Genomic DNA, 16,850 nt, shown 5'->3' on the forward strand with positions numbered 1-16,850 from the left:
AGGTGGGCTTACACGCGGCTCAATCGACAGGGCGTACGGTTCCCGAGCGCGGTGTGCCGGGGTTGGGTTTCGGCGTGGTCGACGGGGCGGGAAACTCGCGGCGGGGCAATTCCGGAGCGGTTCGACGGGGCATGTCCGACTCCTCGCGACGCTGCGACTCCGGAGCCTCTCGACGCTGCGACTCCGGAGCCTCTCGACGCTGCGACTCTGGAGCCTCCCGGCGTGGTGGCTGCTGTGCGCCACGAACGACCGGCGGTGCCTGCGGTGCACTACGAACGGCCTGCGGCGCTTCGCGGTTCAGCGGTGCATCGGATTTGTCGCTGCGGGGGCGGGGCCGGGTCGGGTCGTGATCGACTTCGAGTTCACGCGGATCCGTGACGGGAGGGAGTACGTGCAGGATGCCGGACAGCCGTGCGACAGCTTCGATGGCAGCATCCCAATCGCGGCCGGTGCTCGAGACCGGAAGGGAGCCGAGGGTCCAGCGACCTTCGCTCCACAGCATGCTGATTGCCGGGGGTACTGATTCGGTGAAGGCGACCATACGCTGGTCACAGACCCGGCGAGCGATTTCGAGGTCGGTTGCAAACACGACGCGCGGACCGATTGCGCCCAGGAGGTTGAGGTCGCCGTCCTTGGGCGGTGCCGTCGATTTGAGCCGTAGATCGATGTCGACGTCAGACCCGACTTCGCGTCGAACTGCCACGATGGTTGCTGTTTCCTCGAGGTCGAAGAGCACAAACTGCTCACCTCGTCTTGTGCCACGCACAACATCGGTTGCGGTCAGGTAGTCCTGCTTGGCCATCGCTGCGCGATGCCACTCGCCGGCAAGCTGATCATCAGCACCGGTGTACGTGTAGCCCTGCGCCTTTGCCCAAATCTGACGTACGCGGCCGGATTGATCACGTCTTGTTCTATCGACGTACAGAAGCGCACCCGCGCCTGCGAGTGCCACTAATGCGAGTCCGAACCACATTCCAGTCATCACAGCCAGCCTAGCGACTTCCGACGACAACCTCCCGCAACACCCCGAGAACTGTCACCTGATCGGTGTGGCGGCGTTACCTTCGGTGCGGCGAAACCCCTCGATCCAAGGCTCATAAGCGCGACGACACGCTGGCTCAGTTGCCGAACGACGGCAATGAAGTATCGAGAATCGTCTTTGCGGTCATCGTGCCGTTCTCCACCGGGGTGCCGTCGACGACGATGTTGTCACCCGGTTGCAGGTCAGCGACGGATGATCGGTTGAACGCGATCAGCGTCGTCTCAGATGTGGTGAGAATGGTGGTCTGAGATCCACCGATCGAGTTGATGACCAGGGTGCCGCCGTCATTGGACACCACTGTGCCGACAGCTCCGCCGGCTTGGCCGATAACATCACCGAGTCCGCCAGGCAGGTTTTCGAGCGGCGAGGATGTAGGCGATGGCGCAGGTGCGGTGGTCGTAGGTTTGGGCGTCGTCGGCGCCACCGTGCTGGTTGGCGGAACAAATGCCGTCTGCGTTCCCGATTCACCCGAGGAACCGAACAACGAAATCCCGATGATCGCGACGACGGCAACCAGGATGCCGACAACTCCCGCCGCGATCCAGGTCCCGAGCTTGCGTCGCTTCCCACCATCCGGCGACCCACTGTCCGAGAATGGTTGCTCCGGCGGCACCCCGCCGCCACTTCCGCCCGCAACCGGATACTGCTGCGTCTGTCCGTACTGCTGCGTCTGCCCGTACTGCTGCGCGTTGTATGTCGGGTACGCCTGCGTCGCGCCGGGCGGCGGGGCCTGCGGATCGAACTGCGGGTTATAGGGCGGAAACGCCTGCGTCGGGTTGGGCTGACCCTGCTGGTTCGGCTGACCCAGGTACTCGGTGTTCTGATCCGGCCCACCGTAGGGGTACTGCTGTGGGTTCTGGTACTGCTCGGGGTTCTGGTACTGCTCGGGAATCTCGAAATGCTCGGTCGGCTGGTCCGACTTACGCGGATCGTTCTGATCAGTCATTCCTGGCCACCTTCATTTCGGACGTACGGGTGCGCACATCTGCCGTACGAGCATCCAGCCGTTCAGCGTAGACAAAAACAACGTCGACAAAACCAGCGTCGACAAAACCAGGGTAGAGAAAACGCGAATGCCCCGCCGATCCGCATGGATCGACGGGGCATTCGCTTAACGCATCAGCGGCAGAACGGTCAGGACAGAACCAACTGGTCCGCGTCCTCGCTGACACCGACGTTCACGGTGTCTCCGTCCTGGACTTTGCCGGCCAGGAGCAGTTTGGCGAGCTGGTCGCCGATCGACTGCTGGACGAGTCGACGCAGTGGCCGAGCGCCGTACAGCGGGTCGTAGCCGCGCACCGCGAGCCACATCCGAGCCGCCCCGTTGACCTCGAGGGTGAGCCGGCGCGCAGCCAGACGCTTCTGCAGCTGCTCGAGCTGGATGTCCACGATGTGCTCCAACTGCTCTTCGGAGAGCGAGTCGAAGATGACCACGTCGTCGAGACGGTTGATGAACTCGGGCTTGAACGCGTGGCGTACCGCGTCCATGACCTGCTCCCGTGTTCCACCGGATCCCAGGTTGGAGGTCAGGATCAGGATGGTGTTGCGGAAGTCCACCGTGCGGCCTTGACCGTCGGTGAGTCGGCCTTCGTCGAGCACTGCGAGCAGTACGTCGAATACGTCGGGGTGTGCCTTTTCGACCTCGTCGAAGAGGACCACCGAGTACGGGCGTCGCCGAACTGCTTCGGTGAGCTGGCCGCCGGCTTCGTAACCGACGTATCCCGGAGGGGCACCGACGAGTCGGGCCACCGAGTGCTTCTCACCGTATTCGCTCATGTCGATGCGGATCATCGCGCGCTCGTCGTCGAAGAGGAAGTCCGCCAAGGCTTTGGCGAGCTCCGTCTTACCGACGCCGGTCGGGCCGAGGAACAGGAACGAACCGGTGGGCCGATTGGGGTCGGCAACACCTGCTCGGGCGCGGCGAACCGCATCCGAGACGGCGACGACGGCATCAGTCTGTCCGACGACGCGCTTGCCGAGTTCGGACTCCATTCGGAGCAGCTTCTCGGTTTCACCTTCCAGCATTCGGCCGGCCGGAATGCCGGTCCAGGCTGCGACCACGTCTGCGACGTCGTCCGGCCCGACCTCTTCCTTGAGCATCACGTCGCCGTCGGAGGCGGCGCCGGAAGCCTCTGCTGCGGCTTCCAGTTCCTTCTCCAACGCGGGGATGCGGCCGTAGCGCAGCTCGGCTGCCTTGCCCAGATCGCCGTCACGCTCAGCGCGTTCGGACTCTCCTCGCAGGGATTCGAGCTGTTCCTTGAGCACGCGCACCGAGTCGATGGCCTGCTTCTCGTTCTGCCAGCGAGTACTGAGCTGACTGAGCTTCTCGCGGTCGTCGGCAAGTTCTTGGCGCAACTTTTCGAGCCGCGCCTTCGACGCGTCGTCGGTTTCCTTCTCGAGTGCCACTTCCTCGATCTCGAGTCGGCGGACGGTACGTTCCACCTCGTCGATCTCGACGGGACGCGAGTCGATCTCCATGCGCAGACGCGATGCGGCTTCGTCGACGAGGTCGATTGCCTTGTCCGGCAGGAACCGCGACGTGATGTAGCGGTCGGACAGCGAAGCGGCTGCTACCAGCGCGGAGTCGGTGATGCGAACGCCGTGGTGCACTTCGTAGCGTTCCTTGAGGCCGCGCAGGATGCCGACGGTGTCCTCGACCGAGGGCTCACCGACGAGTACCTGCTGGAAGCGACGCTCGAGTGCGGCGTCCTTCTCGATGTACTTGCGGTATTCCTCGAGCGTGGTGGCACCGACCAGCCGCAGCTCACCGCGGGCGAGCATCGGCTTGATCATGTTGCCTGCGTCCATCGCGGATTCACCGGTGGCTCCGGCGCCGACGATGGTGTGCAGCTCGTCGATGAAGGTGATGACCTGTCCGGCGCTGTTCTTGATGTCGTCGAGAACTGCCTTGAGGCGCTCCTCGAATTCACCGCGATACTTGGCACCGGCCACCATGGACCCGAGGTCCAGGGAGATGACGGTCTTTCCGCGCAGCGATTCCGGGACGTCACCCGCGACGATGCGTTGGGCAAGGCCCTCCACGATCGCGGTTTTGCCGACGCCTGGCTCACCGATGAGTACCGGGTTGTTCTTGGTACGACGCGAGAGCACCTGCACAACGCGTCGAATCTCGGTGTCGCGACCGATCACCGGGTCGAGCTTGCCGCTGCGTGCGGCTTCGGTGAGGTCGGTGGAGTACTTTTCCAGCGCTTGGTAGGTGCCTTCCGGCTCCGGGCTGGTGACACGCGCGCTCCCGCGAACTGTGGTGAACGCCTCACGCAGTGCAATTGGTGTCGCACCGTGATTCTTCAGCAGGGTCGCGACGTCGGAATCACCGTCGGCAAGTCCGTACAGCACATGCTCGGTGGAGACATACTCGTCGTCCATCTCGGTGGCGAGGTGCTGCGCGGAGGTCAGCGCCGCGAGTGCTTCACGCCCGAGCTGGGGCGTCGAGCTCGCACCGGTGGTTTTCGGCAGGCGATCCACCATGCTCTGAGCTTCGCGATGCACGACGGTGGGATCGACGCCCACTGCTTTGAGCAGCGGGCCGGCGATGCCGTCGGTTTGGTCGAGGAGTGCGACCAGCAGGTGTGCCGGTCGAATGTCGGGGTTACCCGCCGACGACGCCGACTGCAGTGCAGCCGTCATCGCAGCCTGGGTCTTGGTTGTTGGTGTGAACGAGTCCACTTGTCACCTTTCTGGCCGGGCTCCGGTCGCCACAAGCGCGTCGAAGTCGAAGTTGTGGGCCGCTCCGGGTGGTGGTGCGGCCGTGTCAATATGCTCAACGCGGACAAACTTGAGTCTATTCCGCTCAAGTTTGATTTGGCCAGGCGGGTTCGCCATCGTTTGTAACAATTCGAGCCGTACTAGAATTGGGACGAGAGTTGCAGCTGTTGCGAAAGGGGTGTCGATTGGATCCGACGGTGATCGCCCGCCTGCAATCCAGCCTCGACGCTCTGGCCGACGACGACGACTCTCGCGCCCACTTTTCAGCTCTGTTCTACACGGCCCTTTTTGCCGAACATCCTCTGTACCGCTCATTGTTCCCGGCCGGGATGGAATCCCAAGGCCACAGGTTTGTCACCGCTATCGAATTTGTCGTGAAGAACCTGCCGCAGCAGCGCAGGATCCGGAAATTCCTGACTCAACTCGGCCTCGACCATCGTCGCTACGGTGTCGAACGCGAGCACTACCGGGCTGCCGGAGTTGCGATGAGGCGCGCCGTGAAGTCGATGCACGGGACCAGCGCCCACAGCCGGTACAAGTGGACACCCGAACTCGAAGAAGCCTGGTCCGAGTTCACCGAGTTCGTCGTGAGCACGATGGCGGAAGGCGCCGAGTCCGATACCACCCCGGCGCTGTGGGGCGGAACCGTCGTCAGCCACGAACGCGTGCTCGACGATCTTGCGATAGTGCGCCTCGAAACCGACCCGCCCATTCCGTACGGCGCTGGTCAGTACGTCGGGGTGCAGGTACCCCAACGCCCCCGAATGTGGCGGTACTACTCCCCCGCCATTCCGACCAATCCCTTCGGCCAACTCGAGTTCCACGTCCGCAAGGTCTCGGGCGGCTGGGTGAGCCCGGCAATCGTCACTGAGACCAATGTCGGCGACCAATGGGTCATGTCCACTCCGCTCGGCGGCCTGGAAGTGGACTTCACACACGACCGCGACGTCCTGATGATCGGTTCGGGCACCGGGATCGCGCCGCTGCGCGCTCAGGTGATGGAAATGTCTCAGCGAGCGCAGAATCCGCGTGTTCATCTTTTTGTCGGCGGACGCTACCCGTGTGATCTCTACGATCTCGAGACCTTGTGGCACATTTCGCTCAGCAACCCGTGGCTGACCGTCGTACCGGTGTCCGAGGAAGCCGATAATCCGTGGTGGCACAGCGGGCCGGCACTCGAGCCGCCATTCGGTATGCATTCACGCCTGACCGGCCCTATCGGTCGGGTCGTTGCGCGGTTCGGTTCGTGGGCGGACCGTCAGATCCAGATCTCGGGGTCACCGTCGATGATCAAGACCACGATCTACGCGTTGCGGGCCGGTGGCACTCCGATCGACCAGATCCTGCACGACCCGCTCTACTGACTTTCAGGAGACATCCATGACTTCACGATCCTGGACCAGCACTGTCGTCGAACATCACCGCCTGCGTGAGGATCTGGCCGTGGTTCGCCTGATCGGCGACGTCGTGCCGTTCCGGCCGGGTCAATACGTGGATGTGAGCGTGCCGCAGAATGCCCGCTTGCTTCGCCGGCTGTCCCCCGCGCTGCCACCGTCGCAGGACGGGAAGCTCGAGTTCCACGTCAAGACGGTTCCCGGCGGTTGGGTGAGCGGTGCGATAGTCAAGGACACTCAACCCGGCGACACGTGGACGATCATCGATCCGCGCGGCAATCTTGCCGTCGACGAGAACGGTCCGCCCGTCATCATGATCGCGGGCGGAACCGGTTTGGCGCCGATGCGGTCGATCATCCTCGATCTGGCCCAGTCGCCGAATCCGCCGCTGGTCTACCTGTTTTTCGGCGGTCGAACGCTTCGCGATCTGTACGCGGCGGACATGCTGTGGATACTCGCCCACGAACTGCCGTGGCTGCAACCGATTCCCGTCGTCGAAGATCTCACGGACGCCGGCCCACCCGACGGCTGGGCCGAAAGGCTCGGCGTCGACATCGGTTTCGGCGAGGATCATCTGGTGGAGGGAACGCTTGCCGACGTCGTCTCGTCGTACGGGGCCTTCACCGAGCACCAGGTGTTGGTGTGTGGGTCGGCTGCGATGGTGCGTTCGACGCGAGATCGGCTGATTGCGACGGGCACGCCGGCCGAGGCCATAAGCTTCGACCCTTACTGACGGTCAGTACGTGGGATCACTGCGGACGGTCGCGGCGTCGATGCCGACGGCCCGGAGCCGGAATTTGGTGCTGTTCACGACGGATTCGTTGCCGACGACTTGAATGTCGCATCCCGCCCAGTTCCCGAACGATGTGACAACCTTGCCGACTTTTCCGGTCATCCGCTTCGGCATTCCGATCGGTGACAGCGGTTCGGTCTCGGTGTGCCACCACGGATTGGTGTCGTCTTCCGAGACCGGGACGATGGTGAGCCAGGGATGTCGCTCGGCGAGGGCCCACAGATGTGGGAGGTCGTACAGATCGCACGGATGCGCACCGGAGTAGAACAAGTGAACCTTGCGAGTATTGCTGCGACGGATCAGTTCCAGGATCTGTGCGCGCAGCGGTGCAACGCCGGTTCCCGACGCGATCATCAGGAGGTCTTTGGTGTTCTCCGGAATTCCGAGGCCGCCGATCGGTGACCCGATCACCCAGATGTCTCCGACGGTGGTCTGCGTGACCATTGCGGGGCTGACCCAGCCGCCGGTTACCTGACGGATGTGGAACTCGATGATTCCCGATCCGTCCGGCGGATTGGCCGGGGAAAGGTATCGCCACATCCGGGGCCGCGCGCCAACCTGCACACTGACGTATTGACCGGGCCGGTAGTCCATGGGCTGATCGAGTTGGAGTCGCACGATCGCGACTCCTCTGATCGCGGTGCGCGTCTCGATTACCGTGGCGCTCCAGGCGGGCGGTCCGTCTTCTGCGTTTGCCGCGTCCATCATGGCTGCGGAGATGACAGCCAAGGCGTTGCGCCAGGCGCTGTCGACCTCGTCGGTCCACATCTCGGCGCCGCCGAACAGCTCGAAGGCTTCGATCATCGAATTGCCGACGGCTTGGTAATGCTCGTCCGTTACACCGTATTTGCGATGATCGCGGCCCAATTGCGCGAGATATTCAAGAATTTCGTCGGTCTCGTCGAGTCGTTCGACAACGTAAGCTATCGCCGTGAACAGACGGTCACGCTGCACGTCCATTGCAGCCGGAAAGAACTCGCGTGTCTCCGGTGAGCGCGCGAACAGCAGCGAATAGAAGGTCCGGGCAAGCCGCTCCGGGCCGCCTTCTTCAGCGACGATGGACTTGAAGCTCGACCGGACCAGAGAAATTGCTTGCGAATCCACGCTTAATCCTCGTCCCGATTTTTCGCGGCAGACCAGCCGCAAACTTTCCGAGGGGAGCTTATGTCACAAATGTCCCACTCGTAAATGTTTGGCCGTATATGTCACACGTCACGCCGATTTTTTCGGTACGCCCGTCCCTTTTTCGCTGGGGGGTGCAAAATAAGCAAGGGTTTCGACACGCTCGACAGTTGAGCTAACGTCCAGCGAAATCCGAACCAGCCAAACAGGAGTCGTGCCGTGGATATTGTTCGACCGGATGCATTGCCAAAAGGTAGCGCTCCTTCAACTCCGCTCGTATCACATCCCCCGGTGCCTACCGATCTTCAACGCCGCGAACTCGAGTGCGTGGAGTTCTTCGACTCCCCGGAACTGAGCCACCTGCCGACGTCGAGAAGGCACGAAGCGCTACGGGAACTGCATCGGACCGGAACGTACACCCACACCGCCGAAGAACTTCTGGTCGGAGCCAAGCTCGCGTGGCGCAACCACGCACGGTGCGTCGGACGCGCACATTGGCGCACCCTCAAACTCATCGACGCACGCGACGCCGTCACCGCATCCGCACTGGCGGAAGCCTGTTGGGAACACCTGCGGCTCTCGACCAACGGCGGCGCACTCCAGTCCGTCGTCACCGTCGGACCACTTCCCCGCGAGGACGGGCAGGAGTACCGCATCCTCAGCCCGCAACTGATCCGCTACGCCGGCTACCGGCGGCCAGACGGCACAATTCTGGGCGACCCGTGGCACGTCGACCTGACAGAACAGGTTAAGTCGATGGGATGGAAGGGCGCCGGAACGCCGTTCGACGTTCTACCCCTGCTCATTTCGGTTCCGGACGAACCACTGCAGTACTTCGACGTGCCTGCAGACCTTGTCCTCGAGGTACCCATCGAGCATCCCGACTACCCATGGTTCGCTGACCTGGGCCTTAAATGGCACGCCGTTCCGGCAGTCTCGGACATGAATCTCGATATCGGCGGAATCGTCTACCCCTGCACTCCGTTCAGCGGTTGGTACGTCAGTACCGAAGTGGGCGCCCGCAACTTCAGCGACACCGATCGCTACAACATGCTTCCCGCCGTGGCAGCGCATTTGGAACTCGATACGAGCCACGACCGCACTCTGTGGAAGGACCGTGCTCTGGTCGAATTGAACCGCGCAGTTATTCACAGCTATCGCAAGGCCGGCGTCATCATGGTCGACCACCACACTGTCGCAAAACAATTCATCGACCACATCGGGCGCGAAGAAAAGGCGGGCCGCAAATGCCCGACGGACTGGTCCTGGGTGAACCCGCCGATGTCCAGTTCTCTCACTCCGACGTTCCATCGCCTCTACGACGAGCCAGATCTCTCCATCCGCCCCAACTTCGTGACGAAGAAAAAGGGCACCGACCAAGGTCGATGCCCCTTCCACACGTGATCACGCTCAGAACGGGATCTGCCCCAACGCAACTCCGACCACGAGCATCGTGATCGAGATGAGGCCGGCTCGCCACAGGACCTTCTTGTGGTGATCCGCCAAAGACACACCGGCTAACGTCACGAGCAGCAGAATCGCGGGGACCAGCGGGCTCTGCATGTGTACTGCCTGCCCGGTGATCGACGCCCGAGCCATCTCCACCGGCTCGATTCCGTACTGCGCCGCCGTCTCCGACAGCACCGGCAGTACGCCGAAGTAGAAGGCGTCGTTGGTCATGAAGAACGTGAGCGGAATGCTCAGGACGCCGGTGATGACGGCCAGGTGGGAGCCCATCGCGTCGGGAATGACCTGCAGGAGCCATTCGGCCATCGCCTCGACCATGCCGGTGCCCTGAAAAACGCCGGTCAGCACAGCTGCCGCTAACACCATCGCGACAACGGACACGATGCTCGCCGAGTGCCGGGCAATCGCCTCACCCTGATCCTTGACGGCAGGGAAGTTCACCGCGAGAGCGATCGACGACGCGATCATGAACAGCACCGGGATGGGCAGAACATCCATGACGAGAACAACCAGAAGGACAGTCGTCAGCGCGGCGTTGAACCACAGGAGCTTCGGCCGCAACGTATCCCGCTTGGGGTCGAGGCCGTCGATGAAGCGTCCGGTGTCGCCGCCGTCGTCACTGTCGTCGGCGTTGCCACTGTGATCGCTGCCGGCGCTGGAAGTTCCTCCGTTTCCGACCTTTTCGAGGATGCGTTCAGAAGTGAGGACCAAAGTCCCGATCCGGCGACGCTCCATGATCCCGAGATGAACCGAAAACCCGAGCACCATGATCAATCCGACGACCAGCGACGGCACCATCGGAACAAAGACATCGGACGGCGAAAGTCCCAAGGCGCTCGCGGCCCGGACGGTAGGACCGCCCCACGGAATGATGTTCATCGTCGCGTTGGACAGCCCGGCGACCACTGTCAGCACAACCGGACTGACTCCGAGTTTGAGGTACAGCGGCAACATCGCGGACGTCACGATGATGAACGTCGTGGAACCGTCGCCGTCGAGGGAGACCACCATCGCCAGAACTGCGGTGCCGACCACCAATCGCATCGGGTCGTCACGCACCAACCGGAGAATGAACTTCACGAGCGGATCGAACAACCCGACGTCGATCATGATGCCGAAGAAGATGATCGCGAAGAACAAGAGCGCCGCGGTGGGGGCAAGCGATTTGATGCCGTCGGTGATCATGTCGCCGATCCCGAGGCCCGCTCCGGCAAGTAATCCGAAGGCCACGGGAACCAGTGTCAGCCCCACCACCGGTGTTGCACGTTTGGTGAGGATGAGAAACATGAACACCGCAACCATGAGGAAGCCGAGTGTGACGAGCATGGTGAGCTCCTTTGCGTACGGAACGAGGAGAAGAAGGCACAGCAAATCCAGCTGATGTCCTACTGAGGGTGAAACGAAACTTCGGTGTTGACGCCCTACCGATCCAAAGTCGCAGCAACAAACCGGGATTGATCTTGCAGGAACTCGGAGAACTCGGGTTCCGTGAGAACTGCACTGTTCCAACCGTTTCGGCGGGAAAGCTCGTTCCATCGCGGGCTGGCCGTCAAGTCCGTCACCAGCGTCTGCAGACGCAGTCGCTGATCGTCGGTCAGCCCCGGCGGCGCCATGAGGCCTCGCCAGTTCGTGAAGGTGACGTCGACGCCCAGTTCAGCCAAGGTGGGCGCGTCCACCGCCGGCGAGCGCTGCGGTGAACTGACCGCAAGAACCCGAACCGTTCCTGCCGCAATCTGATCCAGGTATTCACCGAGACCGGTTGCCGCGACATCGACCTGCCCGGTCAATAGCGCTGGGAGCAGTTCACCGCCGCCGTCGTACGTGCGCGACGGGGACAGCGACGGATCGACGCCGACGGCCCGCGCCAGGAGAAGCCGGAACAGCCCGTCCGGTCCGCCTTCGCTCGAACCCCCGCCTATCGAGATCGACGACGGGTCTTGGGTCCACGCCGATGTCAGATCCGCCAGGGTTGTGAACGGCGAATCTGCCGGAACCAGAACAGCTTCCGGTTCGTCCATCAACCGTGCGATCGGTGTCGCGTCGGCAAGCGTGTGCTGGGACGGCAGAATTTCCACGGATCCGAGCACACCGAGCCCCATCACCATGAGGAGATCGGAGTTCCCCCGTTCGAGAACCAACCGGTTGAGTCCGACGATGCCACCCGATCCGGGCAGAACCACGACGTCGGCGGTGGCGGTTCCCTCGTCGGCAAGGGCTTGCACCATGGTTCGGGCGGTCAGGTCGTAACCGCCACCGGCAACCGACGGCACCAGGATGCGCAATTCCTCGGAACTGGCTCCTGCCTGGCCACCAGCGAGGAAGGACTCGACCGGAGTGCATCCGATCGCCGCCGCGAGAGCCATCGCGCAAGCAGCCAGCGGGGCGATACGCCTGCTCAGCCGCGTCGATGCACTCATGATGTTGCCCTTTCCTGCCTGGTTCGATGTGTGAACAGATTTCATACTGGCGCACTTTGTGACTGGAGTCACCATTGGGAACGCAAAGTGCTTTGTGCTCATTGTGCTCACAAACAGCCACTTTCCCGGCGCCCGACTACCGCGCTATGGTCTGGCAGGTGTCCACAGGAAACGCGCAGGCCGAACGCATACCGCTGCGCGCTCGCTTCCGCCGTCGACGACAGACATTGGCGACACAGCTACTCGAACTGCAACTCCTGATCGTCGTGGCGGTTCTTCTCTGCGTGACCGCACTCTCACTTGCGCAGTCGTCGGCGAGTTTCCAGCGCGAGGAGGGGCGCCGCGCACTCTCGGCAGCAGAGTCGCTTGCCGCCAATCCGGCAGTGCGAGAACTACTCCCCGGAGCTCAGACCCGTATTCGCTCGGGGCTGCAGGGATCTGTCGACTCGGTGCGCGCAATCTCCGGTGTCACGTACGTGTCTCTTGCCGATGGAGACGCCGTCGTTGTCATCTCCACGCGTCCCGGCGATGTCGGCACTGCCCTACCGCAGACTCAGGGCCGGTCCGAGACGGGACTGGTCGACACGTCCTCCGGCAAGGCCGTCGAAGCGCAGGTTCCGATTCTCGGCAACGAGGGTTCGATCATCGGCAGCGCCGTAGTCGGGATCGAGTACCCGTCGATCTGGACCCGCCTACTGCAGTCGGCGCCGAACCTCCTGGTGTATCTCGCAGTTGCTTCGGTGATCGGCGCAGTCGGCTCGATCCTGTTGGCCCGCAGGGTCAAACGGCAGACGCTCGGCATGGAACCCGGCGAGATCCTCGATCTTGTCCGCCACCGCGAGGCAATGCTGCGCGGCCTCAAGGAGGGAGTCATCGCCTTCGACGCGCAGGGGCGTGTAGTGCTGATGAGCGAGAGCGCCCACCAACTTCTCGACATCGCCTACGGCAGCGCGGGCAAATCCGTCCGAGATCTAGGACTCGACGATCGCTTGCAGAGCGTTCTGACCTCCGGGACAACGGAATCCGATCAGTTGGTTCTGGTCGGCGATCGGCTGCTAGTTCTCAACACCGTGCTCATCGAGTCCAAAGGCCGCACCATCGGGTCGGTCACCACGTTCCGCGATCGCACCGAATTGCGGGCTGTGGAGGAAGAACTCGACGTAACCAAAACCAGCACCGACGCACTGCGCGCTCACATTCACGAGTTCGACAATCAACTGCACACCATCTCCGGCCTCATCCAACTGGGCGAATACGACGAAGTTGTCGGCTACGTCGAAGGCTTGACCATGGAGCGGGCGCAGATCAGCGCGGCGGTCACCGACAAGATCGCCGATGTGGGCACCGCCGCGCTTGTCATTGCCAAGATCGGCGCGGCGGCACAGGGATTGGTGACCGTCGACTTGTCTGCCGATTCGCATCTGGGCACTCTCGAACGCGCGCTCGGGCGCGATGTGGCGACGGTGGTCGGAAACCTCGTCGACAATGCCGTCGATGCCGTCGCTGAAATGTCGGAGACGGAGCGGCGCACGGTTCGGTTGTCCATTCGCGGTTTGGGCGCCTCCGTCGAAGTGCGTGTCGAGGACGCCGGCCCCGGTGTCGCGCCCGAAAATCGAGAGCGGGTGTTCAGCCAGGGCTGGAGCACCAAGGGACAATCGAGCGACGGTCACGGATTCGGGTTGGCGTTGGTGCGCCTGACATGTCGGCGGCGCGGCGGTGACGTCTCCGTGAGCACTCACACTGCGGAGGGTCTCGAGTGGACCGTCTTCACCGCAGTCCTACATGACGGAGAGAGCGAATGATCCGAGTTCTGGTAGTCGACGACGACTTCATGGTCGCGCGTGTGCACAGCGGATTTGTTTCGCGGATAGACGGTTTCGAGGTATGCGGTGTTGCGCACTCCGCCGAGGCCGCGCTGGCTGCCGTCGGAGACCTGGTTCCCGATCTGGTGCTTCTCGACGTCCACCTGCCCGGAACAACAGGGCTCGATCTGATCGCTCCGTTCCGGGAACTGGTGCCCGAACTCGACGTTCTGGTGATCACCAGCGAGCGCGAGGCAGGCTCGGTGAAGAAGGCACTACGCAGCGGCGTCGTGCATTATCTGATGAAGCCGTTCACATTCGACGTTCTCCGTGACCGTCTCGAGCGGTACCGATCGACGTACGCGAACCTCGACAGCGCGGGTGAAGCCGAGCAGACCGCCGTCGACGAAGCGTTCGGTGTAGCCGGTGTTGTGGCAGCACCCCTGCCGAAGGGCCTGAGTCCCGAGACCCTGCAGTTGGTCGAGACCGCACTGCGCGGAGAAGCGGAACCTGCCTCGGCGACAGACATTTCCGAACGCGTCGGCATCTCGCGGGCAAGCGCGCGTCGCTACCTCGAGCACCTGTGCGCGAGCGGGCAGTCCACCACGTCCCTGAAGTACGGAGTGGTGGGCCGCCCGGAACGACGCTACGTCTGGAAACGCTGAGACCTGGAAACGCTGAGGTCGGAAACGCTGAGGTCGGAGACGCTGAGGTCTGGGCTACTGATTCGGATCGTATCCCGGTACCGAGGATAACGTCTCGAAGGTGCGCGCCCTCCCCCATTCCACGTGCGAGTAAGCAACTGCCGCAGCTAGTTCGACGTCGGCGTTGGCAATGGCTTCGACCAAGGCGACGTGCTCGCCGTGACGCTTGGCTGGATCCCGTTCCATGTTTGCCACGTTCAGTCGCTCGCTACGTTCTCGCAACGGTTCGGTGATGGTCACGTAGAGCGTGTTGCCTGCCAGCGCTTCGATTCCCTTGTGCACCTGCCCACTCGAGAAATGGAATGCGTCGAGATCACCGACGTCCAAGGCGGCGCCTGCCCGTTCGAGCGCCCCGAGCAACAACGACGCGTCCGCGCCACGCACCACCGCTGCGGCCGCTTTTCTTGCGATCAACGGTTCGAGCGCCGATCGGATGTCGTACAGTTCGTCGACTCCGCTGCGCGTGACAAAGGTGACCACTGCCGGACGACGCTTCGACAGCTTCACCAAACCGGCGGCTTCCAGTAGTGGAAGCGCCTCACGGATCGGAACCCGGGAAACGTCGAGTTCTGCGCTGATGTCACGTTCAGGTAGCGGCTCTCCAGCGCGCAAGCGACCGTCGAGAATCCGCGCCCGGATTTCGTCGAACACAACACGTGACAGGCTTTCCGGTCTCTCTGGTGCGCCCACGTGGTTACGACTCCTCTTTCGTTGATGTTCCCTCACACGATATCCAGCACCCCAACTCAGCGTTCTTGGTATACCAATTCCTCTCTGTGCTCCATATAGGTACCCGCGGCCAACTCCGCCGGACGGTCCAGTTTCGTTGAATATACGCACTTGGAAACACAATCTTTACCGCCAAGCAATCGCATCGCCGAAATCTGGACATAGATTCCTGACCGAGCTCAGGTATACCAATCAACCCATTCTTACCGTCCTTGAACAACGAAAGGCACCGCAATGGTGACTGTTGATCCACACATGAAACCGCACGGCGAAACACCCATCGAACGCACCAGCCTCAGCAACCAGATCGAGGCGTCGTACAGCAGGATCGGCATCACCTCCGCCCATATCGGCATCGTCGCGATGGTCTTGTTCGGTGTCTTCTTCGACGCGATCGAGCAGAACACCGTTGGTATCGCTGGTCCGGCCCTCAAGGAACAGTGGGGAATCGGTGGAACCCAGATCGGTCTGCTGAACACCGCGACGTTCACCGCAGTCGCATTGGGCCGCCTGCTTGCCGGGGCGTTGATGGACCGCTTCGGACGCCGAACCCTGCTCGGAGCCAACCTGTTGGTGTTTGCCGTCGGTTCGTTGCTGTGTGCGCTGGCACCGAATTACGAAGTCCTCGTTGGCGCGCGGTTCTTGGTCGGACTGGGCCTGGGCGGCGAAATCGCCACTGCTGTGATCATGCTGTCCGAGTTCTTCTCGGCAAAGCACCGCGGCACCGCTGTCGGCCTGATCAACGTTGCCGCAGCAGGTTTGGGAAATATGCTTGCCCCATTGTTCGGAGTCATTGTCTTTGCCATCTTCTCCGGCGACAACGCGTGGCGCTGGCTCTTCGGTGTGCTGATCCTGCCGGCCCTAGCAGTTGTCGTCTATCGGCGGGCTTTGCCGGAAACACCTCGCTATCTTGCCGCGACCGGACGGATCGACGAAGCAAACATCGTGATCAATCGCCTTGCGCAGGGCAAACTTCGGGGCGAAATCGAGGTTCAGGAGCAGTACCTCGTCGACGCGTCGACGGCTGCAGAAGTCACCACTACCACGACCACGCGGTGGACCGAGATGTTCGGGAAGCGGTTCCGCCGCGCAACACTCTCACTGGGCACTGCAGTCTGCATGTCCTACGCGGCTCAGATCTCGATGCTGACCTTGATCCCCGTCATTCTCACCGAGCGCGGCATGTCGATCACCAGCGCCCTCTGGTACACGCTGGTCATGCAGACCGGTTCATTGGTGGGTGCGCTGACAGCGGCCATGATCGCGCGTCGGCTACCTCGTAAAGTCACGCTGACCGCGGCGGCGATCTTCGGTGTCGTCGCAGGTCTGGGGTTCGGGTTCTTTGCAGTCAATATGCCGCTGGTCCTCATCTTCGGAGCACTGTTCAACTTCTGCGTCATCGTCCTCAACACCACCATCTGGCTGTTTGCGCCGGAGCAGTACCCCACCCGCATCCGCGGCCTGGCCACGTCGGTCATCCTCGCCCTTGGTTCACTGTCCGGCGGGTTGTTCCCGTTGATCGCCGGTGCGGTTCTCGATTCATCCGGTGTCGGAGCCATGTTCGCGATGCTCGCCGGCTTGTTCGCAGTCTGCGCCATCGCCGTTCAGTTCCCCAAGGAAACCGTGGGTCAGCCCATGCCGGAGGATGACTGAT

Annotated in this window: 13 protein-coding genes; 6 read left to right on the forward strand and 7 right to left on the reverse strand. The window is 62.5% G+C overall.

The features are described 5' to 3' along the window. Positions 1-19: 19 nt before the first annotated feature. The 3 genes from CJ178_RS12805 to clpB form a co-directional block, all read right to left on the reverse strand. Entirely contained in the window at positions 20-973 is a 954-nt protein-coding gene (locus CJ178_RS12805) for a hypothetical protein (RefSeq protein WP_257013368.1), read from the reverse strand. A 145-nt stretch (positions 974-1,118) separates the two neighbouring features. Further along, positions 1,119-1,988: a hypothetical protein gene (locus tag CJ178_RS12810; protein WP_257013116.1), complete on the reverse strand. Its 870-nt coding sequence runs from the start codon at positions 1,986-1,988 to the stop codon at positions 1,119-1,121. A 188-nt stretch (positions 1,989-2,176) separates the two neighbouring features. Beyond that, a complete protein-coding gene (gene clpB / locus CJ178_RS12815) occupies positions 2,177-4,729 on the reverse strand; it encodes an ATP-dependent chaperone ClpB (RefSeq protein WP_033235677.1) in 2,553 nt (850 codons plus the stop codon). Positions 4,730-4,953: 224 nt separating this feature from the next. On the opposite strand from clpB, the gene CJ178_RS12820 reads away from it, so the two are divergent. Then, the gene (locus tag CJ178_RS12820) at positions 4,954-6,132 is read left to right on the forward strand and encodes an FAD-binding oxidoreductase (RefSeq protein ID WP_239654596.1); all 1,179 of its coding nucleotides are present in this window, start codon (positions 4,954-4,956) and stop codon (positions 6,130-6,132) included. A gap of 16 nt (positions 6,133-6,148) precedes the next feature. Then, positions 6,149-6,895: an FAD-binding oxidoreductase gene (locus CJ178_RS12825; RefSeq protein WP_095886825.1), complete on the forward strand. Its 747-nt coding sequence runs from the start codon at positions 6,149-6,151 to the stop codon at positions 6,893-6,895. Positions 6,896-6,898: 3 nt separating this feature from the next. Here CJ178_RS12825 and CJ178_RS12830 read toward each other — a convergent pair whose 3' ends face one another. After that, positions 6,899-8,059, reverse strand: a complete 1,161-nt coding sequence (locus CJ178_RS12830; RefSeq protein WP_095886826.1) for a globin domain-containing protein — start codon at positions 8,057-8,059, stop codon at positions 6,899-6,901. 237 nt (positions 8,060-8,296) lie between these two features. Between CJ178_RS12830 and CJ178_RS12835 the strand changes: the two genes are divergently transcribed. Further along, on the forward strand, positions 8,297-9,481 hold the full coding sequence (locus CJ178_RS12835; protein WP_095886827.1) for a nitric oxide synthase oxygenase: 1,185 nt from the start codon (positions 8,297-8,299) through the stop codon (positions 9,479-9,481). A 6-nt stretch (positions 9,482-9,487) separates the two neighbouring features. Here the strand turns inward: CJ178_RS12835 and CJ178_RS12840 are convergent, their stop codons facing one another. Continuing rightward, the gene (locus tag CJ178_RS12840) at positions 9,488-10,870 is read right to left on the reverse strand and encodes a CitMHS family transporter (RefSeq protein ID WP_095887956.1); all 1,383 of its coding nucleotides are present in this window, start codon (positions 10,868-10,870) and stop codon (positions 9,488-9,490) included. 95 nt (positions 10,871-10,965) lie between these two features. Further along, positions 10,966-12,006 (reverse strand): Bug family tripartite tricarboxylate transporter substrate binding protein, encoded by a 1,041-nt coding sequence (locus tag CJ178_RS12845; RefSeq protein WP_095886828.1) that lies wholly within the window; start codon positions 12,004-12,006, stop codon positions 10,966-10,968. Between the two features lie 113 nt (positions 12,007-12,119). On the opposite strand from CJ178_RS12845, the gene CJ178_RS12850 reads away from it, so the two are divergent. Beyond that, on the forward strand, positions 12,120-13,763 hold the full coding sequence (locus CJ178_RS12850; protein WP_257013119.1) for a sensor histidine kinase: 1,644 nt from the start codon (positions 12,120-12,122) through the stop codon (positions 13,761-13,763). Next, a complete protein-coding gene (locus CJ178_RS12855) occupies positions 13,760-14,428 on the forward strand; it encodes a response regulator (protein ID WP_033235681.1) in 669 nt (222 codons plus the stop codon). Before CJ178_RS12850 ends, CJ178_RS12855 begins: the two co-directional genes overlap by 4 nt. A 54-nt stretch (positions 14,429-14,482) precedes the next feature. Here CJ178_RS12855 and CJ178_RS12860 read toward each other — a convergent pair whose 3' ends face one another. Continuing rightward, entirely contained in the window at positions 14,483-15,157 is a 675-nt protein-coding gene (locus CJ178_RS12860; RefSeq protein WP_095886829.1) for a GntR family transcriptional regulator, read from the reverse strand. Between the two features lie 273 nt (positions 15,158-15,430). Here CJ178_RS12860 and CJ178_RS12865 point away from each other — a divergent pair, with 273 nt between their 5' ends. Further along, on the forward strand, positions 15,431-16,849 hold the full coding sequence (locus CJ178_RS12865; RefSeq protein ID WP_095886830.1) for an MFS transporter: 1,419 nt from the start codon (positions 15,431-15,433) through the stop codon (positions 16,847-16,849). Position 16,850: the final 1 nt, after the last annotated feature.

This window comes from Rhodococcus sp. ACPA4, assembly GCF_002300185.1.
GTDB lineage: Bacteria > Actinomycetota > Actinomycetes > Mycobacteriales > Mycobacteriaceae > Rhodococcus_F > Rhodococcus_F globerula.